The 19,621-nt window shown below is 58.5% G+C and carries 15 protein-coding genes, 1 tRNA gene and 3 pseudogenes; 10 read left to right on the top strand and 9 right to left on the bottom strand.

Annotated features, from left to right (window positions below; all coding sequences use genetic code 11):
- Positions 1-67 precede the first annotated feature (67 nt).
- Positions 68-415, bottom strand: a complete 348-nt coding sequence (locus OZX75_RS07880; protein ID WP_277146088.1) for a carboxymuconolactone decarboxylase family protein — start codon at positions 413-415, stop codon at positions 68-70.
- A 77-nt stretch (positions 416-492) separates the two neighbouring features.
- Between OZX75_RS07880 and OZX75_RS07875 the strand changes: the two genes are divergently transcribed.
- Positions 493-822 (top strand): ArsR/SmtB family transcription factor, encoded by a 330-nt coding sequence (locus tag OZX75_RS07875; protein ID WP_277146087.1) that lies wholly within the window; start codon positions 493-495, stop codon positions 820-822.
- A gap of 84 nt (positions 823-906) precedes the next feature.
- Here the strand turns inward: OZX75_RS07875 and OZX75_RS07870 are convergent.
- From OZX75_RS07870 to OZX75_RS07845, 6 genes and pseudogenes are all read right to left on the bottom strand, one after another.
- Positions 907-979 (bottom strand) — tRNA-Lys (locus OZX75_RS07870).
- 96 nt (positions 980-1,075) lie between these two features.
- Positions 1,076-1,435 carry a DUF1516 family protein gene (locus OZX75_RS07865; protein ID WP_277146086.1) on the bottom strand — a complete coding sequence of 120 codons (360 nt, stop codon included), beginning with the start codon at positions 1,433-1,435 and terminating at the stop codon, positions 1,076-1,078.
- A 365-nt stretch (positions 1,436-1,800) separates the two neighbouring features.
- Positions 1,801-2,145 (bottom strand): DUF1516 family protein, encoded by a 345-nt coding sequence (locus tag OZX75_RS07860; protein WP_277146085.1) that lies wholly within the window; start codon positions 2,143-2,145, stop codon positions 1,801-1,803.
- Positions 2,146-2,291: 146 nt separating this feature from the next.
- Positions 2,292-2,405 (bottom strand): annotated as a pseudogene (locus tag OZX75_RS07855) (type II toxin-antitoxin system RelB/DinJ family antitoxin); the annotation flags it as partial.
- A gap of 246 nt (positions 2,406-2,651) precedes the next feature.
- Complete coding sequence (locus tag OZX75_RS07850; RefSeq protein ID WP_277146083.1) at positions 2,652-3,701, bottom strand: NAD(P)-dependent alcohol dehydrogenase; 1,050 nt, start codon at positions 3,699-3,701, stop codon at positions 2,652-2,654.
- A 310-nt stretch (positions 3,702-4,011) separates the two neighbouring features.
- Positions 4,012-4,662 (bottom strand): annotated as a pseudogene (locus OZX75_RS07845) (GmrSD restriction endonuclease domain-containing protein); the annotation flags it as partial.
- A gap of 181 nt (positions 4,663-4,843) precedes the next feature.
- Between OZX75_RS07845 and OZX75_RS07840 the strand changes: the two are divergent.
- From OZX75_RS07840 to OZX75_RS08700, 7 genes and pseudogenes are all read left to right on the top strand, one after another.
- Positions 4,844-5,905, top strand: coding sequence for a LacI family DNA-binding transcriptional regulator (locus OZX75_RS07840; protein ID WP_277146082.1), 1,062 nt, complete (start codon positions 4,844-4,846; stop codon positions 5,903-5,905).
- A gap of 229 nt (positions 5,906-6,134) precedes the next feature.
- Positions 6,135-7,493, top strand: a complete 1,359-nt coding sequence (locus OZX75_RS07835) for an MFS transporter (RefSeq protein WP_277146081.1) — start codon at positions 6,135-6,137, stop codon at positions 7,491-7,493.
- A 235-nt stretch (positions 7,494-7,728) separates the two neighbouring features.
- Positions 7,729-9,279 carry a glycoside hydrolase family 32 protein gene (locus tag OZX75_RS07830; protein ID WP_277146080.1) on the top strand — a complete coding sequence of 517 codons (1,551 nt, stop codon included), beginning with the start codon at positions 7,729-7,731 and terminating at the stop codon, positions 9,277-9,279.
- 497 nt (positions 9,280-9,776) lie between these two features.
- Positions 9,777-10,829 carry a class 1b ribonucleoside-diphosphate reductase subunit beta gene (nrdF, locus tag OZX75_RS07825; protein ID WP_525930239.1) on the top strand — a complete coding sequence of 351 codons (1,053 nt, stop codon included), beginning with the start codon at positions 9,777-9,779 and terminating at the stop codon, positions 10,827-10,829.
- A gap of 350 nt (positions 10,830-11,179) precedes the next feature.
- Positions 11,180-12,382, top strand: coding sequence for an ATP-binding protein (locus OZX75_RS07820; RefSeq protein WP_277146079.1), 1,203 nt, complete (start codon positions 11,180-11,182; stop codon positions 12,380-12,382).
- A gap of 403 nt (positions 12,383-12,785) precedes the next feature.
- Positions 12,786-14,561: a leucine-rich repeat domain-containing protein gene (locus OZX75_RS07815; RefSeq protein ID WP_277146078.1), complete on the top strand. Its 1,776-nt coding sequence runs from the start codon at positions 12,786-12,788 to the stop codon at positions 14,559-14,561.
- Positions 14,562-15,129: 568 nt separating this feature from the next.
- Positions 15,130-15,441: pseudogene (locus tag OZX75_RS08700) on the top strand (type II toxin-antitoxin system RelE/ParE family toxin); the annotation flags it as partial.
- Here the strand turns inward: OZX75_RS08700 and OZX75_RS07810 are convergent.
- Both OZX75_RS07810 and OZX75_RS07805 read right to left on the bottom strand, forming a co-directional pair.
- A complete protein-coding gene (locus OZX75_RS07810) occupies positions 15,369-15,971 on the bottom strand; it encodes a DUF3021 domain-containing protein (protein ID WP_277146077.1) in 603 nt (200 codons plus the stop codon). The pseudogene OZX75_RS08700 and the gene OZX75_RS07810 overlap by 73 nt on opposite strands.
- A 3-nt stretch (positions 15,972-15,974) precedes the next feature.
- Positions 15,975-16,466: a LytTR family DNA-binding domain-containing protein gene (locus tag OZX75_RS07805; RefSeq protein ID WP_277146076.1), complete on the bottom strand. Its 492-nt coding sequence runs from the start codon at positions 16,464-16,466 to the stop codon at positions 15,975-15,977.
- A 637-nt stretch (positions 16,467-17,103) separates the two neighbouring features.
- On the opposite strand from OZX75_RS07805, the gene zwf reads away from it, so the two are divergent.
- Together zwf and OZX75_RS07795 are read left to right on the top strand one after the other, a co-directional pair.
- A complete protein-coding gene (gene zwf, locus OZX75_RS07800; protein ID WP_277146075.1) occupies positions 17,104-18,642 on the top strand; it encodes a glucose-6-phosphate dehydrogenase in 1,539 nt (512 codons plus the stop codon).
- Positions 18,639-19,613 (top strand): glucose-6-phosphate dehydrogenase assembly protein OpcA, encoded by a 975-nt coding sequence (locus OZX75_RS07795; RefSeq protein ID WP_277146074.1) that lies wholly within the window; start codon positions 18,639-18,641, stop codon positions 19,611-19,613. Before zwf ends, OZX75_RS07795 begins: the two co-directional genes overlap by 4 nt.
- Positions 19,614-19,621: the final 8 nt, after the last annotated feature.

The raw sequence follows: 19,621 nt of genomic DNA, 5'->3' as shown, positions 1-19,621 counted from the left end.
CCCCCCATCTGCACAAAACGCATTTGTCACTTCACCGCGCCAACTTCCGGAATCCCTATCTGCCAGTTCACCGAGCTACATACGTATCATACGCACTCAGAGCATAGCTGGCATAGCCGTATTGAGGGGCGCCACCGAAAACGATGGTCATGTTGAGCCCTTCGATGAGTTCATCACGAGTCACGCCCGCATCGGCTGCGGCACGTACGTGCGTCATGATGCATCGTTCGCTGCCGCGCGATACGCCCATCAGTACGGCGATCAGCGCCTTGGTCTTGCCGTCAAGCGCGCCCGGCTTCAACGCGTCGCGCTTCATGGCGAGAAAGTCGCCGACCACCTGCGGGCTCGCTTCCTTATACGCGTCGCGTGCGGCGAGAAAACGATCCGTTTCCTGGTTGATGGTTTGATCAATCATTGCTGGCCTCTTTAATCTGCACAACATTCATCATTCATTTAGTTCAACGTTTATTGAACCAATATGATTATCGTATCATGGAAACCATGAAAGACCAGCTGCATACCGACCCGAAAGACGTCACCCTACCGCAAGCAATGTTCGCCCTGAGCGACCCGCTTCGGCTGCGCATCGTCGCGCTGCTCGACACCAACGGCGAGATGCATTGCGGCGATATCTACCGCGCGCTGGGCATCACCAAAACCGCAGCCTCCCACCATTTCAAAGTGCTCCGCGAATCCGGCCTGGTCTGGCGCGACCATCACGGCGTCCAACAGAGCGCCCGTCTCCGTCGCCCGGAATTCGACACGGCCTTCCCCGGACTGCTCGACGCCGTGCTCGGCAATTTCAACAAACACAGCGCTTGACCACTCCGGAAAGCGAGTCAGCGGCTAAAATCTCGCAACCCTTAAAACAAAAAAGGCACCGCCTTTACGACGATACCTTGCTCGTGCCCCCCGTGGGACTCGAACCCACAACCCACGACTTAAAAGGACGCTGCTCTAACCATTGAGCCAGAGGGGCAACAAAACTTCATTATACAGTCACTTCTCGATTTGCGTATCATATTTTGCGTGTCGCAAATACGGGCTAGCCGATTGCGCCATAAATCGGCAACAGCTAGCGACGTGACGGCTTACCGGTGCCGCGATGCTTGCCACGCGCGAGCCACAGGCCAAGCACGAATACCAGCACGCCGAATACCAGCGGCATCCACAGCGTCTGCAGCGGCGCAGCGCCACGGAGCCGATGCGCGAAAGCGACCTCGCACATCCCGATGAGCCCAATCGCCGCAACGATTTTGACGATCGTCGCCGGCCAATTGGCTCGCCACGCGTGGAGGACGGTCGGCACGGCACTCACCATAAGCACGACGTAACAGACCCGTGCCACCGTCGCCCAACCCTCGACCATGCCGACCGGCCCAAGCACACCTACCACCAGCGCGAGCAGCACCAATACGCCAGCGACAATATGCATCCAACGCCAAACAACCATAACAGCCCCGATTCGTTCTCTCATCCTGCTCACATTGTCGAATCGAATCAGATACCGCAATAATGCAATCAGCAACGATCGGTCGGCAATGTCTTCTAAAGAAAAGATATACGAAAAACAGTCTCCGTTACCGATTTTTAGATACATTTTCACCAAATCCGTCGCAAAAATCAGGTAAACAACCAAACAGACAATCAGATGGACGGACTGGCAGACAAACAAAAACGAGGCTCCAACTTAATGAAACCTCGTTCAATCAGCGTTCCGGCCCTTATACGCCTCCATACAGCCGCATTCGCAGCCGCACCAGCATCAAGCAAGGCGCACAGCCGGAACCGCCGCATCTTTTACAGCATGACGAGCGGGAAACCATGGGAGACGATGAGGCCGACCACCATGACCACAACGACCAGCGCAATCGGCACCCAGATGGCCACAGCCGATGCCGTATCCTTGCTTTTCTTCGCAAACCCGATTTCCGCGAGCGCGATCAGCGCGACCGCAAGAATGATCTTGACCACCAGCAGCACGGTGATATGCGGCCAGGCGTGCACAATCAGAAAGACTCCGCTCAGAATAATGAGGATATAGCAGACGCGAGCGATCATCGCCCAGATCTTCGTCATCCTCGCCGGCCCCAGCAGCCCCACGGCCACCGCGACGATCAGCACAACGCCCACAACCAAATGCATCCAAGACCAAAGCATGTCTGCCCCCAACTTTTAAGAAAAATTATCAGTACCGCTACACCCAATATATAAGCTATCGTCCGCACTATCAACACCGCTCGCCACCGGCGCATTCCGCTTAACAAATGAATCTATGCCAGACTTTGGTATCACACTTCAGGTGCTTTGAGCTTAAAAGGAAGGCTTCGGGTATTAACAATCTGCTTAAGCAACATATTGACGGCTGTAGCCAAATCAAGTCCCATGGATTCCAGAATTTCCGAAGCCTCATCCCTGAGCTACCGGTCAGTCTCAACCTGTATTTCGGTGTTCATTTCCATAGTGGCCCCTTTACCGGATATTAACAGTTCTGTAAAAGCACATCTCGCTTTACGATTAATCATTTTTTACGTTTCGCGCATACACTACGAAAACGGGTGGCGATACATCCGTACAAACGCATCGTCACCCGCTCAATCAAATCCAGTCAGGACCGATTAACTCACTATTTTCGCTTTTTTCGCTGTCGCTCACTCACCCATGTGAGGCACCACGACGGCGCGCTTGGAGAGCTTGCCGTCGACCAGCTTGTGGTAGGCGTCGAGCGCGTTGTCCATCGAATAGGTCTCGACCTCGGGGGTGATCAGGCCTTCGCGATAGAGCGCGGCGACCTCGTGCAGCTCGGGCATGGAGCCCCAGTAGACGCTGGTGAGCTCCTGCTGCCACGGGTTGCTGTACCAGTCGTAGGAAGCCTTGCCGCCGGCGATGCCCACGATGGTCACGCGCGAATCGATGGCGGAAGCGGCCTGCGCAGCAGCGATGGTCGGAGCGATGCCAACGAAATCGAAGGCGGCGTCAACGCCACGGCCTCCGGTGATCTTGCGGATGTTCTCGACCTCGTTCTCATCACCCTTGACGGTGATGGCACCCTTTTCCTCGGCCTTGGCCATGGCTTCCGGCTTCATGTCGGTGGCGATGATGGTGGCGCCGGTGATGGCTTTCAAAATCTGGATGGCGATCTGGCCCAGGCCGCCCAGGCCGATGACCAGCGCGTACTTGCCGCCGCCCTGCAGGTGAGGCAGCGCAGCCTTGATGGCGTGGTACGGAGTCAGCGCGGCGTCAGCGAGCGGAGCCGCGGCGATCGGGTCGGCGTCGCCCAGCGGCACGAGGTTGCGCGCGGGAACGACCATGTATTCGGCCATGCCGCCGTCACGTCCGAGACCGATGGCCAGCGACTTGTTGGTGGCCATGTTCTCGCAGTAGTTCTCTTCGCCGGCGACGCAGCGCTTGCAGTGGCCGCAGCCGGTGGGGCCGTAGACCAGGTAGGCATCGCCCTTGTTGAAGCCGGTGACGCCGGTGCCGACCTCTTCGACCCAGCCGGAGGTCTCATGGCCGAGGATGAACGACGGCTTGGTCTGCGCGCCGGTGACCTCGTCATAATCGCGGAAGACGGAAACGTCGGAATGGCAGCAGCCAGCGCCGGCGACCTTCAGCAGCACCTCGCCCGGCCCTGGGGTCGGCTTTTCGACTTCCTCGAGCGACGGGAATGTCTTATACGCTTTAAACACAACGGCTTTCATAGCTGTTCCTTTCATATCGGTGAGATGACGCAAGAATAAACGACCAGCGGTTTTGCAAAAGCATTGAACCGGAATCGTTTAAACATCGCTATCATATCGTTCCTGCCCCTTCATCGGAGCTGAATCGATGTATAGAATTATACATTCCCGACATACGTTTAGCAAACGTCAAATCGTTGGAATATCAACGTTTGTCAAGATGTATACAATCTCACATCACGCCGAAAACCGCACTATCCATACAAAAGCATAGTAATTGTATTAATAATCACGGTAAAACCTTTGACGCCGCAGCGGCACGCGCAAACGGACCGCTGTCAGTCGGCACCGTCTGCGTCGGACAGGTGGCAAGCACGCGCTGCATCGCGGCCTTTTCGGCCTTGGTGACCCACAGGCCATACTTGTGCTTCACGCCGATCTGCCGCGAAACGTACGAGCAACGGTACGACTTTTTCTTCGGCAGCCAAGTCGCCGCGTCGCCGTCGCTTTTGCGCTGGTTGCTCGGCCCGTCGACGGCCAGCAGGTTGTACGGGTCGTTGGCCATCTGCCTGCGCTGCCCGGCGCCGATCTTCTGCGCCCCGGTCTGCCAGGCGTTGGAAAGCGCGACGACGTGGTCGATCTGCACCCTGGCCGAGGTCTTCCTGCCCTGCTTGAAATAGATGGTCTTGCCGGTGTACGGGTCGGCGAGCGTGCCCGACATCACCTTGCAATCGCGGGTCCCTGCCTTGAATTTCTTGCCGGTAAGGTCGCGCCCCAGAATGTCGTTGCGGGTGTCGCAGCCGTTGCGGTCCACGTCGGCCCAGGCACGCCCGAATTGCGTACGCTTGTATCCGGTTTTCGGCGCGCGCCCCTTGACCGGCAACGTATCGAGCACCGCCGTGGCCTGCTGGCCACCTGTAGCGGTGGTATCGGCGAGCGCCGAGCCGGGAGCGACGCTCACCGCGAGCGCGAGCGTCACCATCACCGCAAGCAAATCGCCCCAAACGGCCTTCGCTGATTTATTCGTTTTATATACCTGATTTACTTTCTTCATTTCCCGCCGATTCATTTCCGTCATTCTATATCTATTTAATATTCACCACGAATATACAGAACTGTGCACAACCGTTCCGGCATCATGGGCGACCGTTATTATACAAATCATGACCACGATCAAAGAGGTAGCCAAAGAGGCCGGAGCATCGGTGACCGCCGTCTCGATGGCACTGAACCACCGCGAAAACGGACACGTCAAGAAGGAGCTTGCCGAACATATCCGCAAAACGGCGAAGAAAATGGGCTATCGTCCCAACCCCCTCGCCCGCTCCCTGCGCACCAGCCGCACCCATACCGTCGGTTTCATCAGCGAGGAAATCGCCACCACCCCGTACGCCGGCGAAATGATCCTGGGAGCGCAGGACGCCGCAAGCGAGCTGGGATACATGATGCTTTTGGTCAATACGGACGGCGAGGCCAGCGAAACCAGTGAAATAGCCGCGCTCAAACGCTACGGTGTGGACGGCTATCTGTATGCCAAAATGTATGACAGAGTGTCAGCCGTTCCCAAATCGCTTTCACGCGAACACACCGTCCTCATCGACGCGACGTCATCGGACGGAAGCGTACCGTACATCGTTCCCGACGAAGTCGCCATGGGCTACGACGCCACCACATACCTCATCAAATCCGGCGCCAAACGCATAGCCTATATAGGTTGCAACGAAAATCTCCTCGCCGAACCGCTGCGCCTGAAAGGCTACAGAAAAGCCCTCAGAGAAGCCGGGTTGCCCATTGACCCCAAACTCAGCATCAGCGTAGGCAATAACGGCGTTGCGCTCAAGGCCGTCTCCGAGCTGTTCGAGCGCGAACGCCCAGATGCCTTCTTCTGCTTCAACGACGCCCGCACCTGGTACGTATACCAGTGCGCCGCTGAGCACGGACTCGAAGTCGGCCACGACATTTCCGTGGTCGGCATCGACAACAACCGCATCATCAAGGAGACCTTCGAGCCGCAGCCGACCACCATCGCATTGCCGCATTACGAAATGGGCTATTGGGGCGCCCGCAAACTGATCTCGATGATCGAAGGCCGTGATTTGGATCCGACCAGCAACAGGAAAACCGTCGCCGCGATCCCGGCGCTCGACGCACCGAACCCGGTACGCATCCGCTGCACGCTGCTCGAACGTGGTTCGGTGATCAATCGCGGGACCGCCCGGCCGTAACTGCCGAATCGCCCATCGGCGCAACAATTTAGACAGATATCTATAAATAATCCATATATACGGTTTCTATTTAGTTGAAAACGCCGGAAACGATTTACAATTTGACGTAAATCGTTTCTCGTCGTATATTTTTACCAGTTTCTTGCCTAAGGCAATGCCGCAGAATTCGGCAAGGACGGAAGTAAACAAGACATCACGCGGCAGCGATGTCGAAAAGAAAGGTGACGAAATGGCAATCAAAGGCGCCAAAACGTACCGGAACCCCTCGTATCTCGAGAGTTCCACCGGTATCTTCATGTTCTTCTGCTCGTGGGGCATCTGGTGGTCCTTCTTCTCCCGGTGGCTTACCGACCCGACCAAGGGCCTCGGGATGACCGCCCAGCAACAGGGCACCATCTACTCCATCAACTCCGCGGTGACGCTCGTGATCATGTTCGTCTACGGCGTTCTGCAAGACAACCTCGGCATCAAGCGCCGCCTGGTCGTCGTGGTCTCCTGCATCGCGGCCTGCGTCGGCCCGTTCGCCCAGTTCGTCTACACCCCGATGCTCAAAGCCGGCGGCACCACCCGCTACATCGGCGTGCTCCTCGGTTCCATCGTCCTCTCCGCTGGCTTCATGGCCGGTTGCTCGCTTTTCGAGGCACTCACCGAACGCTACAGCCGTCACTTCGGCTTCGAATACGGCCAGTCGCGTGCCTGGGGTTCCTTCGGCTACGCGGTCGTCGCGCTGATCGCCGGCCCGCTGTTCAACGTCGACATGCGTCTGAACTTCTGGCTCGGCTCGCTCTTCGGCCTCGGCATGATCTGCGTCTACGCCTTCTGGCGCCCGGCGGAACAGAAAGAGGAACTGCGGAAGGAAGCCGACCCGAACGCACCGCGCACCAACCCGACCGTCAAGGAAATGGTTTCCGTGCTCGGCATGGGCTCGCTCTGGGCGCTGATCATCTTCATGTTCTTCACCAACACCTTCTACACGGTCTTCGACCAGCAGATGTTCCCGAACTACTACACCAGCCTCTTCGCCACCACGGCCCAGGGCAACAATTGGTACTCCGTGCTCAACGCGGCCGAGGTGTTCTGCGAGTCCGCGATGATGGGCATCGTCCCGGTGATCATGGACCATATCGGCGTGCGCAACTCCCTGTTGCTCGGCGCTGTGGTGATGTGCCTGCGTATCGGCCTGTGCGGCGTCTTCCACGACCCCGTGATGATCTCCGTGGTCAAGATGTTCCACGCCATCGAAACCCCGCTCTTCAGCCTCCCCGCCTTCCGTTACTTCACCTTGCATTACGATACGAAGCTTTCCGCGACGCTTTACATGGTCGGCTTCCAGATCGCCTCTCAGCTGGGCCAGGTCATCATGTCCAACCCGCTCGGCCTGCTGCGCGACCGCGTTGGCGCCCGCCCGACCTTCTTCATCATCTCCGGCATCGTCCTTCTCGCTTTGATCTACGGATACTTCGTGATCAAGAAGGATGATCAGCAGGTGGGCGGCGATCCGTTCATCCGCATTAAGGACCGTAAGGCAGCCGAGGCGCAAGGCGAGGCCATCCAGGCCGAGGCCGCCAGCGACCAGCTCCCGGCCTGACGTTTCGTCACCATCCTCTGTCTATTGCAGATGTGACGCAACCAGCACGATTAGCGTCACATTTGCAATAGAACCCGATATGGCATTACGTTTGCGACGCAAACCAGTTGGCCAGCGTCATGTTTGCAATATGGAACAATATGATATTGCATTCGTGGCGTTCCACGGGCAGCCGACATCGCGAATCTCTCTATTACGTTTTACTTATATCAACCGAACAATGAGAAAGGCATCAATGATGACTACCGAATATCCTGTTTACACCCCAATCCGCGACCACGACGAGGAACTCGCCAAGGCCGAGGCCGGCGTCGAGACGCTCGACCTCGAGCGCGAGGACCGCTGGTACCCCAAGTACCACATCGCCTCGAACGGCGGCTGGATCAACGACCCGAACGGCCTGTGCTACTACAAGGGCCGCTGGCATGTCTATTACCAGCTGCATCCCTACGGCACCCAGTGGGGCCCGATGCACTGGGGCCACGTCTCCAGCGCCGACATGGCTGCCTGGCGGCGCGAGCCCATCGCCATGGCCCCCAGCCTCGAGCAGGAGAAGGACGGCGTCTTCTCCGGCTCAGCCGTGATCGACGACAACGGCAAACTCAAGTTCTATTACACCGGCCACCGCTGGACCAACGGGCGCGACGACGCCGACGGCCAGTGGCAGGTCCAGATGCTCGCCGAGGCCGAGGACGACGAGGCCACCAAACTCAACAAGCTCGGCATGGTCATCGACTGCCCGCGCGAACGCGTCGATTCCCACTTCCGCGACCCGAAAGTCTGGAAGCAGGACGGCGTCTGGCACCTGATCCACGGCGTCTCCACCGCCGACCACCGCGGCCAGATCTGGGCCTATACCAGCGATGACATGATCAACTGGACCTTCCAGAACGTGCTCTACGATGACCCGGACCCGGACGTCTTCATGCTCGAGTGCCCCGACTTCTTCCCCCTGAAGGACAAGGACGGCAACACCAAGTGGGTCATCGTCTTCTCCGCCATGGGCTCGAAGGCGCGCGGCTACATGAATCGCAATGAGAACAACGCCGGCTACATGATTGGCACCTGGACGCCCGGCGAGGCGTTCAAGCCCGAGACCGAGTTCCGCCTGCTCGACGCCGGTGCGAATTACTATGCGCCACAGTCGTTCGAGGCGAACGGCCGCCGCATCATGTACGGCTGGATGAGCCCGTTCAGCGAAAGCGCGCCGATGCAGTCCGACGGCTGGTGCGGCCAGATGACCCTGCCCCGCGAATGCTATCTCGGCGCCGACGGCGACCTGCACACCGTACCGGTGCCCGAGATCGACAAGCTGCGCATCAACACCTTCGAGCACGTCGCCCGCCCCATCGAGGCCAACGAGGAGGCCCTGGTCGACGAGGACGCCGAAGCCGTGGAGATCGAACTGGACATCAACCTCAACGACACCACCGCCGAGCGCGCGGGCCTCAAGGTCCACGCCACCCCCGACGGCTCCTACACCTACGTCGCCTACGACGCGCAGGCCGGCACCGTGGTCGTCGACCGCCAGGCCGCGGCCCGCGGCGACCGCGGCTACCGCGCCGCCAAGCTCACCGACGCCGAGCTCAACGCCGACGAGCTGAAGCTGCGGGTCTACGTCGACCGCGGCTCCGTCGAGGTCTACGTCAACGACGGCCTGCACGTCCTCAGCTCCTACAGCTACCCGTCCGAAGGCAAGCGGGGGGTCTTGCTCTCCGCCGAATCCGGCGTCCTCGCCGTCGACCGGCTCACCGTCCACGACCTCAAAAGCATCGGCCTCGAGTAATCGGCACCGATAGCCAAAATCCCATATAATATTGAGCCTGTCATCAACACTCACGCTGATGACAGGCTCAATGTATCGGTTCAGACGGATTTTACGACTCCATTTAACGACTATAAAAAGCGTTATCAAACGACTTTTCAAAATCCTACCTTACGATTTTCACCAACTCTACTGCAGGATTTTCGCCGGCCCTTATTATTGGATCGACATTGAACCGGCATAAAACCGACAACCGACGCTCGTCTCTGTTAGCTACATCACAGCTTTGGCCCGCGTGCCGTAGGGCGAAGCCACGGGCGACCGATTACTATATATAGAGGTATCGCATTGCCCAACCACTAGATGTAGTGTTGCACTGTCGGGAACCGACCGCTCAATGTCAACGGAATACGGGAGAATGAACCCTCCCAGACGTATTCGCGAGCGGCTGCCCCAAACGCAAGGCGAATACCGCGAAACTTTAAAAAAACAGAACGGCACGAAAAGAAGGAACACTCATGACATACGAGGTCAAACTCGCCGATGACAAGATGATGGCCGATTCGCTGACGCCTCCGCAGTGGTCGACGGCCTTCGCCAAGGGTGCGGACCCCAAGTCCATGCGCATCCGCCCGGTCAACTGGAACAACATCCAGGACGACAAGGACCTCGAGGTGTGGAACCGCCTCATCGCGAACTTCTGGCTGCCCGAGAAGGTGCCGCTGTCGAACGACATCCCGACCTGGCGCTCCATGACCGAGCACGAGCGCACCACCACGGTCCGCGTCTTCGCCGGGCTGACCACGCTCGACACCGAGCAGGCCACCGTCGGCGAGCTTGTCCAGATCCCGGACGCGCTCACGGAGCACGAGCAGGCCATCTACACCAACATCGCCTTCATGCAGTCGGTGCACGCCCGCTCCTACTCCTCCATCTTCTCCACCCTCTGCTCCTCCGAGCAGATCGACGAAGCCTACCGCTGGGCCGTGGGCAACGACCTCGTGCAGGAGCGCGTGCGCATCGTCATGGAGCAGTACCAGTCCGATGACCCGCTCAAGCGCAAGGTCGCGGCGGTCATGCTCTCCTCGCTGCTGCTGTACGCGGGCTTCTACCTGCCGCTCTACTTCTCCAGCCGTGCCAAGCTGATGAACACCGCGGACATGATCCGCCTGATCCTGCGCGACAAGGCTATCCACGGCTACTACTCCGGCTACAAGTACCAGCGCCACCTCGAGCACCGCACCGCGGCCGACCAGGAAATGCTCAAGAAGTACACTGACGATCTCTTGAACCAGCTTTACGAGCTCGAGGTCAAGTACTCCGACCAGGTCTACGCCGGCTTCGACTTCATCGACGACGTGCAGGCATTCGTGCGCTACAACGCCAACAAGACCCTGATGAACCTGGGCTACGAGGCCAAGTTCAGCGCCGCCGAAACCAAGGTGAGCCCCGAGATCATCGCCGCGCTCTCGCCTTCCGCCGACGAGAACCACGACTTCTTCTCCGGCTCAGGCTCCTCCTACGTCATCGGCAACGCCGAGGCCACCGACGACGAGGACTGGGACTTTTAGTCTTCACAGCACGCATAGCGCACAAAGGTCGACAGACACAAATCAGGAATTGGCGGAAATCCGCCATTCTTGATTTCGTATCTGCCGACCTTTGCGCTATCTGCCCGTCCATATCAGGATCGCCAGGCCTCCTATATCAGGATCGCCAGAAACTCTATGTCACGATTATCGAAAATCCTACGTCATAATCTCCCGAAATCCCATATCAGGATTGCCAGAAACTCTATGTCAGGATTATCCGATAGCCTAGGTCATGATTATCGGAAATCCTACGTCAGAATTAGCCGATAATTCGCAGCAACCTTTAACGCGAAACGGGACGGAACAACACAGAACGGACGGCGGCGAATATGATCGAGCGAACCTTGAGCACATACGTCAAGAAACTCGCGACGTGGTTCCCGGTGGTGTCGATCACCGGGCCCCGCCAAAGCGGCAAGTCCACGCTCATCCAGAGCGTGTTCGGCGACTACGAGTACATCAACCTGGAGAGGCCGAACGTACGTGCCAACGCGCTGAACGATCCGGTCAGCTTCATCGAGAACCGCCCGGACAGGCTCATCATCGACGAGGCGCAATATGCGCCCGACCTGTTTTCGATGATCCAGACGGAGTCGGACCGGCGCGGCACCACCGGCCAATACATCCTCTCCGGCTCCCAGAATTTCCTGATGCTGAAGAACGTCAAGCAATCGCTCGCCGGGAGAGCCGGCATCGCACGCCTGCTGCCGCTTTCCTATATGGAAGCGCAAGGCTCCGCGCAAAAACCTTCCGCGGACGAATTCATGCTGCGCGGTGGCTACCCGCGCCCGTACGACGTCGGCATCGATCTCGACGCCTATTTCGACGCCTACATCAGCAGCTACATCGAGCGCGACGTCAAAGACTATCTGGACGTCCGCAACATCGACGACTTCCGCCGTTTCCTGAGGCTTTGCGCCCTGAACACTGGCAACCTGACCAACTACACGAACCTCGCGAACGACCTGGGGGTGAGCTTCCGGACGGTGAAATCATGGCTGTCGATCCTCGAATCGAGCTACATCCTGTTCACTCTGCCCCCGTACTTCAAAAGCGCCGGCAAACGCGTTGTCAAGACACCGAAACTCTACTTCTACGACACCGGCCTGCTGTGCAACCTCTTGGGCATTCATAGCATGGAACAGCTGCTCAACCACGAAATGTTCGGCGCGGTATTCGAGAACCTTATCGTTGCGGAGACGGCGAAACACTATTACAACGAAGGCAAAAAGCCGGAACTGTATTTCTACCGCGACGCCGACAAGCAGGAAGTGGACTTGATCGACAAGTACGAATCCGCGGCGCCGAAACTGCTGGAGATCAAATCATCGAAAACCTACCACGACAGGCAGGGCAGGACACTCGCCAAGCTCGGCGGGCTGCTGGGTGTGCCTCGCGAACGGTGCGCCATCGTCTACCGCGGGACCGGGCCGATGCAGCTCGATCAGTACGCCGTCATCAACGCCACCGACTACCTCAGGTTCGACTACCCCGACGCAACCCTGCCCGGCACCCGGCCCACAACCAAGTAGCGATGCACTAGGCCGAACCAATACCCCTGTACGGAATCGCCCGGAAAACGCGGAAGCCGGGTCCCGTGGAACACGGGGACATCCGGCATCCGCACTCACACCGAAGCCCGGACACGCCTCCAAGCCGAAGCGGCCTTATCCTCTCACGGCCTTTCGCCCGCCTCCGGCTCAATATCGTTTGACGGCATCTCGGCTTGCGGAAACGAACCAAGGCCGGGCTCCGTTTCGCTTTCCCGCGCTTCACCCGCCATATCAAACGTTTCACCCGCTGTATTCGGCCTGCTACGCTTTATCCGCATCTGTCCCGTTCCGCGACGGCTACAGTGGAATTCATTGGATGAATCGCGGCCACAACCCGCATCCATCGTTGCGATACTGGCGTCGACACGGAAAGAGAAGCAGCATGACGAGCGGCAAACACACCCAAAAGAACCCACGGGCCCACCGGTTCGCCGCCGCATCAATCGCGGCCCTGGCAGGACTGGCCATGCTCATCCCGACCGCCGGCGCCATGGCCAGCCCGGAACCCGCCGACAATGCGAACGTTCCAGCACAGAGCGCGTCGGCCGACGGCCAGACGAAAGCAGGCCAAGAAGCAAAGAACGCAGAAGGCCAGACGGTTCCCGGAGCCGCGAAAGCGTCGAACACGGGCACACAAAAGCGGACTTCCATGCCCAAGCGCCAAAACCTGCAGCAACAGCCCACGCGGCAATTGGTACCCGCCACGCAAGGTCTCTCGAAGCCGGCCCCAAGCCCGCAAAGCGGTTGCACCGTCGGCACCAGCACCATCGCCCAGTGCTTCCCCGACCATAATCTTGCGCAAGCCGTGGCCTACGTCAACGGTGTGAATATTGAAGCGACATTCACACAAGCGCAAATCAATGCCACAACACAGGTCGGCGTGGGTGGCCAAAAACCGGAAGAATATCAAGTCACTGATCTCACTGGAATCGAATACCTCACCAACCTCACATCGCTGGACATCTCTTGCAACCAAATCACCGATGTCACGCTGCTGAAAGGACTCACCAACCTCACATCGCTAATCATCTCCGGCAACCAAATCACCGATGTCACGCCGCTGAAAGAACTCACCAACCTCACCAACCTCAAGGCTTTAGAAAACAACATCAGCGACATCACGCCGCTGAAAAACCTCACCAACCTCACCAACCTCGTCCTCGAAGTGAACGCAATCAGCGACATCACACCACTGGGAGGACTCACCAACCTCACCGACCTCGACATTGCTCGCAACGAGATCAGCGACATCACACCACTGGGAGGACTCACCAACCTCACCGACCTCGACATTTCCCTTAATGATGTCACAGACGTCACACCGCTAAAGGGACTGGTCAACCTCACCACTCTTATGCTGGCAGATAATTTGTGGCTCAAAGACATCGCGCCACTTAGCTATCTCACCTCCCTCACCCACCTTAATATAGCTTGCACCAAAATCGACGACGTCACACCGCTCAGGAACCTCATCCACCTCACCGACCTCGATTTGTCCATCAACCCCATCAGCGACGTCACACCGCTGAAAAACCTCACCAATCTCACCGACCTTGACATCAGCCACGACAGAATCAGCGACATCAGTCCGCTCAAAGACCTTCCAAACGCTACACTAAAAGCCTGGGATCAATACATAACACTTCCAGCTACCAGCTCCCTGCCGTTAAACATCACCACGGCCAAAGACCTCAACGGTTCCTACATCACACCCACGTTGGATCCCACGACGGGTTCGTACAATCCCACGACGGGGACCACCACCTGGAACAAGGGCACATTGCAATACAACAAATATGCCACCCTTACTTTCAGCACCCCGGCAAGCTCGACCCGTTCCCTCACTCTCGTTCAGTTCAGCGGCACCATCGAGCGCAGGCTAGTACCTCCCTCACCAACGCCCGATCCAACGCCCACGCCCACACCCACACCCACGCCGATACCAACGCCCACACCGACGCCCACTCCGACGCCACAGCAGCCGGCCCCGAAGGCTCCGTCCAAGCCCAAGCCCGAACAGAAGCCGCAGGCCGCCCCCAAGCAGCAGCTCGTGACCACCGGCAGCGCTGTGATTCCCGTCATCGCGGCAGCGGCAGTCCTCCTGGCGGCAGGAGCTGCGATCACCATCGTCGCATACGCCAGGAAGCACAAGGAATAAAGGGACCACAAGCCTGCGCGACATCGCGTTCGAATGCGCCGGCGCGCAGGCCACGTTCGACACGCGTTGAGCGTCAGCGTACCGGCAAGCTCCAGCTCGTCGCGCTTTCCAAGCCGGTCATCGCCAAGCGCGTCAGCCTGGACGACGGCATCGACGGCATCAAGGCGCTGGCCGAAGACAAGGAGCAGGTCAAGATCATGATCGAGCCGGAACTCTAAGACTCGAAAATACGTACTTCGCCCTTTGAACGACAGTGTTTATTCGCAAAGTATCTATACGACATTGGCCGGTGACGGCTTCGGTCTGATCCGATCCGTCACCGGCCAATGCTTATTAGGACTATCGAACATTCCCGACATAGTCTTTGCCTCGCTGGTGTCAAAACCACTCACATCAAGGTGAGTCACCCATTGAGCGAAGCTGGCATCAACTCCATGCCTTGGACATGACCAGTGTTATGAACAGCGGGATGCAAACCTTTGACAACGTTGACGGACTGATGTAGGAATTAAGAAATGCTTAGCCCCACCAAACGAACCGGAATGTTCCTCAAAGACGTCAAAAACTCAAGCGAAAGCATTTTGATCTCAATAAACTCAATTATGCTATCGACTTGCTGATGCGGCAAGACAGCGCTGCTTTAATTCATCAATACGACGTCCATGCCCTTACAAGGAACGTTCACACTTTTCGCGAGGCGCACATCGAGTCTGATTGGCTCCTGCTCTATCAAATCGAGCACAATACATTGACTCCGGTTCTCGTAGAGACGGGTAACCACAAGCAGCTATTGGGCAGACAATCCGTCTACTGCCGGCCCTGCCTGCGGTTGAAACGCTCGGCAACGCTGCGGTTGATTTCCCAGGCAACGAACTTGTAATACACTATCAGACCCAGCCAGACCAACGCGTAGATCACGACGAAGGAAAGAATGAAATATACAAGCTGCTCGCGGAACACAATCGTCCACCCGTTGACGAACACCCACGCGCTGAAGGCGGCGAACGTGCACACGCAGTGAACCGGAATGGCGATGGACAGCGAGACTTCCACGTGGAACAGCAGATAGTCGAGCAGACCGACCACGATCTCCGGGCCAAGCAACGTTATTATGCTCATTCTATTGATGGGAATCCAGTTCGGGACGATGAGCTCGAAAACAACCAACATCACCGTGCCTACGGCAATGGCGGCGAAAAGATGATAAAGAATCTGCGAAAGCGGATCGTGCAAAATACCTTGCTGCCCATGATGGGACACCCGAAGGTTGCTCTTCCCCGGCGTGTGTGAACGACCATTGCGCATATTGCCATCCTTCGCTTCGCGACGTTCCGTTTCTCCCGATTGCAACGAACGTTCACTGCGATCCCCAGACACAGAATTACCGACCTTGTCATTTTCCTCTAACACGATTCATGCTCCTATCGCTCTGCGTAGAGCGTCAACGTAACGACGGCTCACCGTCTCATCTATCCCACCGGTAAGATGGGCGGTCATATTGCCGGAATAACTTCCTTCCAACGACTGCAGTTGATTGATGTTGATGGCAGCTTGCTTGGAAACCCTGATGCAAGTCGCAGGCAACAGGCTCAACACATGCACCAATGTATCTGCGGTCGCAACGACCTGCACACCCTCATCTTCGGCGGCGCCAACGGCCCCGGCCGGAGCGAGGATGCGGATCAGCACCAAGCTGCCCTGCACCTCCAAAGCGACGATATCTGACTCGCGCACCAACTGCAGTCCAGTTTGCGTGGTGACAGGAATGGCGGAAACCCGCCGATTACCCAAAGCCTGGATACTCTTCAGTGCTTGCTCCGCGTTGTTGCTGAACTCCGATGCCTCAACGATGACGTTCACCTGCCCTTGCGGCAAGGCCGAATTAGCCTGAAACGTAACATCCATACCCGTTCACACCACTTCTCTTTTTCGTAAACGCAGCACGAGCAACCGGCTGCAATACCGCTGACGACTCACTTTCGCGCCTCAACTTACCGGTGCTTTCAGCTACGTAAATCTCCCTCCTTTATAATACAGTCAATCTCTGAAAATCAACTATGCTGCTATGACACATACTGCGGCAATAGAGAGACTGGGCTTACCGCCTTTCCACCGTAACGCCATCAGTTTCCTTCCCTCTCTACACCGCCTCTACCGAAACCAGACAATAGATGCGTCCGTACCTGCATTAATTATTTACCGTTTATTGTTGTATCGCACGACTTCGCGACACACGCAGGTATCGGCCAAGCGGCAGAAAATGCGCTCCAAGAGGTGTCACAACGCAGCCGTATTGCATCAGCGACTCCGCCACGAAACGACCAGCACAGCACGAATCGCCACGACCAACAAGGAAGGCGCTCAAGCACGCTCCTTGACTGTCGGCTCGGCACACATCGTTCGCACCATCTTTCCAAACCGCGCCTTGTCCGTTCCTTCCCCGACGAAAGGCTGACGCCGTAAGTGTGAAACCCGCTACACCTCGGTTCATTACACGCATTCCCCGTGCGCAAACATGCCAGTACGACTACGATTGCTATCTATGAGTGAACAACAAACTTGGGTGAACCCTCTGCGCGATCCGCGAGACCTGCGGCTGCCACGCATTGCCGGACCCTGCAGCCTGGTGATTTTCGGCGTCACCGGCGACCTGGCGAAAAAGAAACTGCTGCCGGCCATCTACGATCTGGCCAACCGCGGGCTGCTGCCGCCGAGCTTCGGGCTGATCGGATTCGGCCGCCGCGAATGGAGCAACGAGGAGTTCGCCAACTTCGTGGAAGAATGCGTGAAGGCTCGCTGCCGCACGCCGTTCCGCGAATCGACCTGGACGAACCTCGCCAAGGGCATGCGCTTCGTCACCGGCACGTTCGACGACAAGGCGGCCTTCGAGCGCCTGAGCCAGACGGTCAAGGAACTCGACCGCGACCGCGGCACGCGCGGCAACCACGCCTTCTACATGTCCGTGCCGCCGAGCGCCTTCCCCATCGTCTCCCAGCAACTGGCCGATTCCGGGCTCGCGCGCTCCAACGACGACGCATGGCGCAGGGTCATCATCGAGAAACCGTTCGGCCACGACCTGAAAAGCGCGAAGGAGCTCGACCGCGTGGTCTCCGAGGTCTTCGACCCGAGCTCGGTCTTCCGTATCGACCACTATCTGGGCAAGGAGACCGTGCAGAACATGCTGGCGCTGCGCTTTGCCAACTCCATGTTCGAGCCGATCTGGAACTCCAACTACGTCGACCACGTGCAGATCACCATGGCCGAGGACATCGGCATCGGCGGCCGCGCCGGCTACTATGACGGCATCGGCGCCGCGCGAGACGTAATACAAAATCATCTCTTGCAGCTGATGGCGCTGACCGCGATGGAGGAGCCGGTGAGCTTCGCCGCCAGTGACCTCACGGCCGAAAAGACGAAGGTGCTTTCCGCCGTCCGTCTGCCGCACGACCTCGGCGCCTACACCGCCCGCGGCCAGTATTCCGCGGGATGGCAGGGTTCGCAGGAAGTCTGCGGCTACCTCGACGAAAAAGGCATCGACAAGTCCAGCACCACCGAGACCTACGCCGCCATCACGCTCGGCGTCGACACGCGCCGTTGGGCCGGGGTGCCGTTCTACCTGCGTACCGGCAAGCGCCTGGGCAAGCGCGTCACCGAGATCGCCGTGGTCTTCAAACGCGCCCCGCATCTGCCCTTCGAGCAGACCGCCGTACGCGAGCTCGGCAACAACGCCATCGTCATCCGCGTGCAGCCCAACGAAGGCGTCACCATGCGTTTCGGCGCGAAGGTGCCCGGCGCCACCGCCATGGAGGTGCGCGACGTGTCGATGGACTTCAGCTACGGTCGTTCGTTCACCGAGAACTCGCCCGAGGCCTACGAGCGCCTGATTTTGGACGTCTTGCTCGGCGATCCGCCGCTCTTCCCGACCACGGCCGAGGTCGACCTGAGCTGGAAGATCCTCGACCCGATCGAAGAATATTGGTCCACACTCGGCCAGCCGCAGCCGTACCGCGCCGGCACTTGGGGACCCAAGGTTGCCGACGAAATGCTCGCACGCGATGGACGCCATTGGAGGATGCCATGATCATCAAAATGCCGAATACCCAGACCGACGCCGTTGCGCGCAAAATCGAGGAACTCCATCAAAAGCGCGGCGAGGCCGGCAACGACCGCGTTTTGACGCTCATCATCTCGACCGTTGAGAGCGAGCTCGAAAACGCGCTGAAAATCGCCAATTTCGCAGGCCGCGAGCACCCCTGCCGCGTCATCGCCATCGTGCCGAACAGCAAGGAAGTGCCGTTCTGCGACGTCGACAAGGAACCGGACTGCTATGTCACCGATTCCGGCGACGTCGAGACCGACCTCGACGCGCAGGTTCGCTTCGGTGCCGACGCCGGTGCGGGCGAGGTCATCATCCTGCGTCCGCGCGGCGGGCTGTGCCAGCATACCGATACCTTGGTTATGCCGCTGCTGGTGCCCGATACACCGGTCGTCACCTGGTGGCCGACCAATCCGCCGGCGAACCCTTCTAAGGACCCGCTGGGAGCGATGGCCGGAAGCCGCATCACCGACGCCTTGCGTTCGGACGACCCCGACAAGACCTTTGACACGCTTCGTGCCAACTGGGAGCCCAAGGACGTCGACTTCTCCTGGACGCGTCTGACCATCTGGCGCGCGATGCTGGCCACCACCATCGACCAGCCGCCGCACCTGCCGATCGAGTCCGTCAAGGTGATCGGACAGCCCGATTATCTGCCGCTAAAACTGCTCGCCGCATGGCTCGCGCTGAAACTCAACGTGCCGGTCGAGCTCGGCTACGTCACCGGCGCCGAAGCCATCACCGGCGTCTATCTGAACCGCTCCGACGGCACGATTGCGCTGGAGCGCCCGGATTCGCGCGAAGCCGTCATCAGCCAGCCGGGGCAGACGCCGCAACGTGTCGCCATGCCGCTGCGCACGCTCGAGGACTGCCTGAGCGAGGAACTGCGCCGCATCGATCCGGACGAGGTCTACGCCGACGTCATCGCCAAGGGCTGGGGCATGGTTCAGGGCTGAGCCCGGGC

The organism is Bifidobacterium sp. ESL0800, assembly GCF_029395355.1.
GTDB lineage: Bacteria > Actinomycetota > Actinomycetes > Actinomycetales > Bifidobacteriaceae > Bifidobacterium.
The sequence above is the reverse complement of the archived record's forward strand: the minus strand, read 5'-3'. Positions and strand labels throughout refer to the sequence as shown.

Coding starts and splice junctions, on each gene's coding strand:
- OZX75_RS07880 (WP_277146088.1), bottom strand. CDS start 415: ATGATTGATCAAACCATCAACCAGGAAACGGATCGTTTTCTCGCCGCA.
- OZX75_RS07875 (WP_277146087.1), top strand. CDS start 493: ATGGAAACCATGAAAGACCAGCTGCATACCGACCCGAAAGACGTCACC.
- OZX75_RS07865 (WP_277146086.1), bottom strand. CDS start 1,435: ATGCATATTGTCGCTGGCGTATTGGTGCTGCTCGCGCTGGTGGTAGGT.
- OZX75_RS07860 (WP_277146085.1), bottom strand. CDS start 2,145: ATGCATTTGGTTGTGGGCGTTGTGCTGATCGTCGCGGTGGCCGTGGGG.
- OZX75_RS07850 (WP_277146083.1), bottom strand. CDS start 3,701: ATGAAAGCCGTTGTGTTTAAAGCGTATAAGACATTCCCGTCGCTCGAG.
- OZX75_RS07840 (WP_277146082.1), top strand. CDS start 4,844: ATGACCACGATCAAAGAGGTAGCCAAAGAGGCCGGAGCATCGGTGACC.
- OZX75_RS07835 (WP_277146081.1), top strand. CDS start 6,135: ATGGCAATCAAAGGCGCCAAAACGTACCGGAACCCCTCGTATCTCGAG.
- OZX75_RS07830 (WP_277146080.1), top strand. CDS start 7,729: ATGATGACTACCGAATATCCTGTTTACACCCCAATCCGCGACCACGAC.
- nrdF (WP_525930239.1), top strand. CDS start 9,777: ATGACATACGAGGTCAAACTCGCCGATGACAAGATGATGGCCGATTCG.
- OZX75_RS07820 (WP_277146079.1), top strand. CDS start 11,180: ATGATCGAGCGAACCTTGAGCACATACGTCAAGAAACTCGCGACGTGG.
- OZX75_RS07815 (WP_277146078.1), top strand. CDS start 12,786: ATGACGAGCGGCAAACACACCCAAAAGAACCCACGGGCCCACCGGTTC.
- OZX75_RS07805 (WP_277146076.1), bottom strand. CDS start 16,466: ATGGATGTTACGTTTCAGGCTAATTCGGCCTTGCCGCAAGGGCAGGTG.
- zwf (WP_277146075.1), top strand. CDS start 17,104: ATGAGTGAACAACAAACTTGGGTGAACCCTCTGCGCGATCCGCGAGAC.
- OZX75_RS07795 (WP_277146074.1), top strand. CDS start 18,639: ATGATCATCAAAATGCCGAATACCCAGACCGACGCCGTTGCGCGCAAA.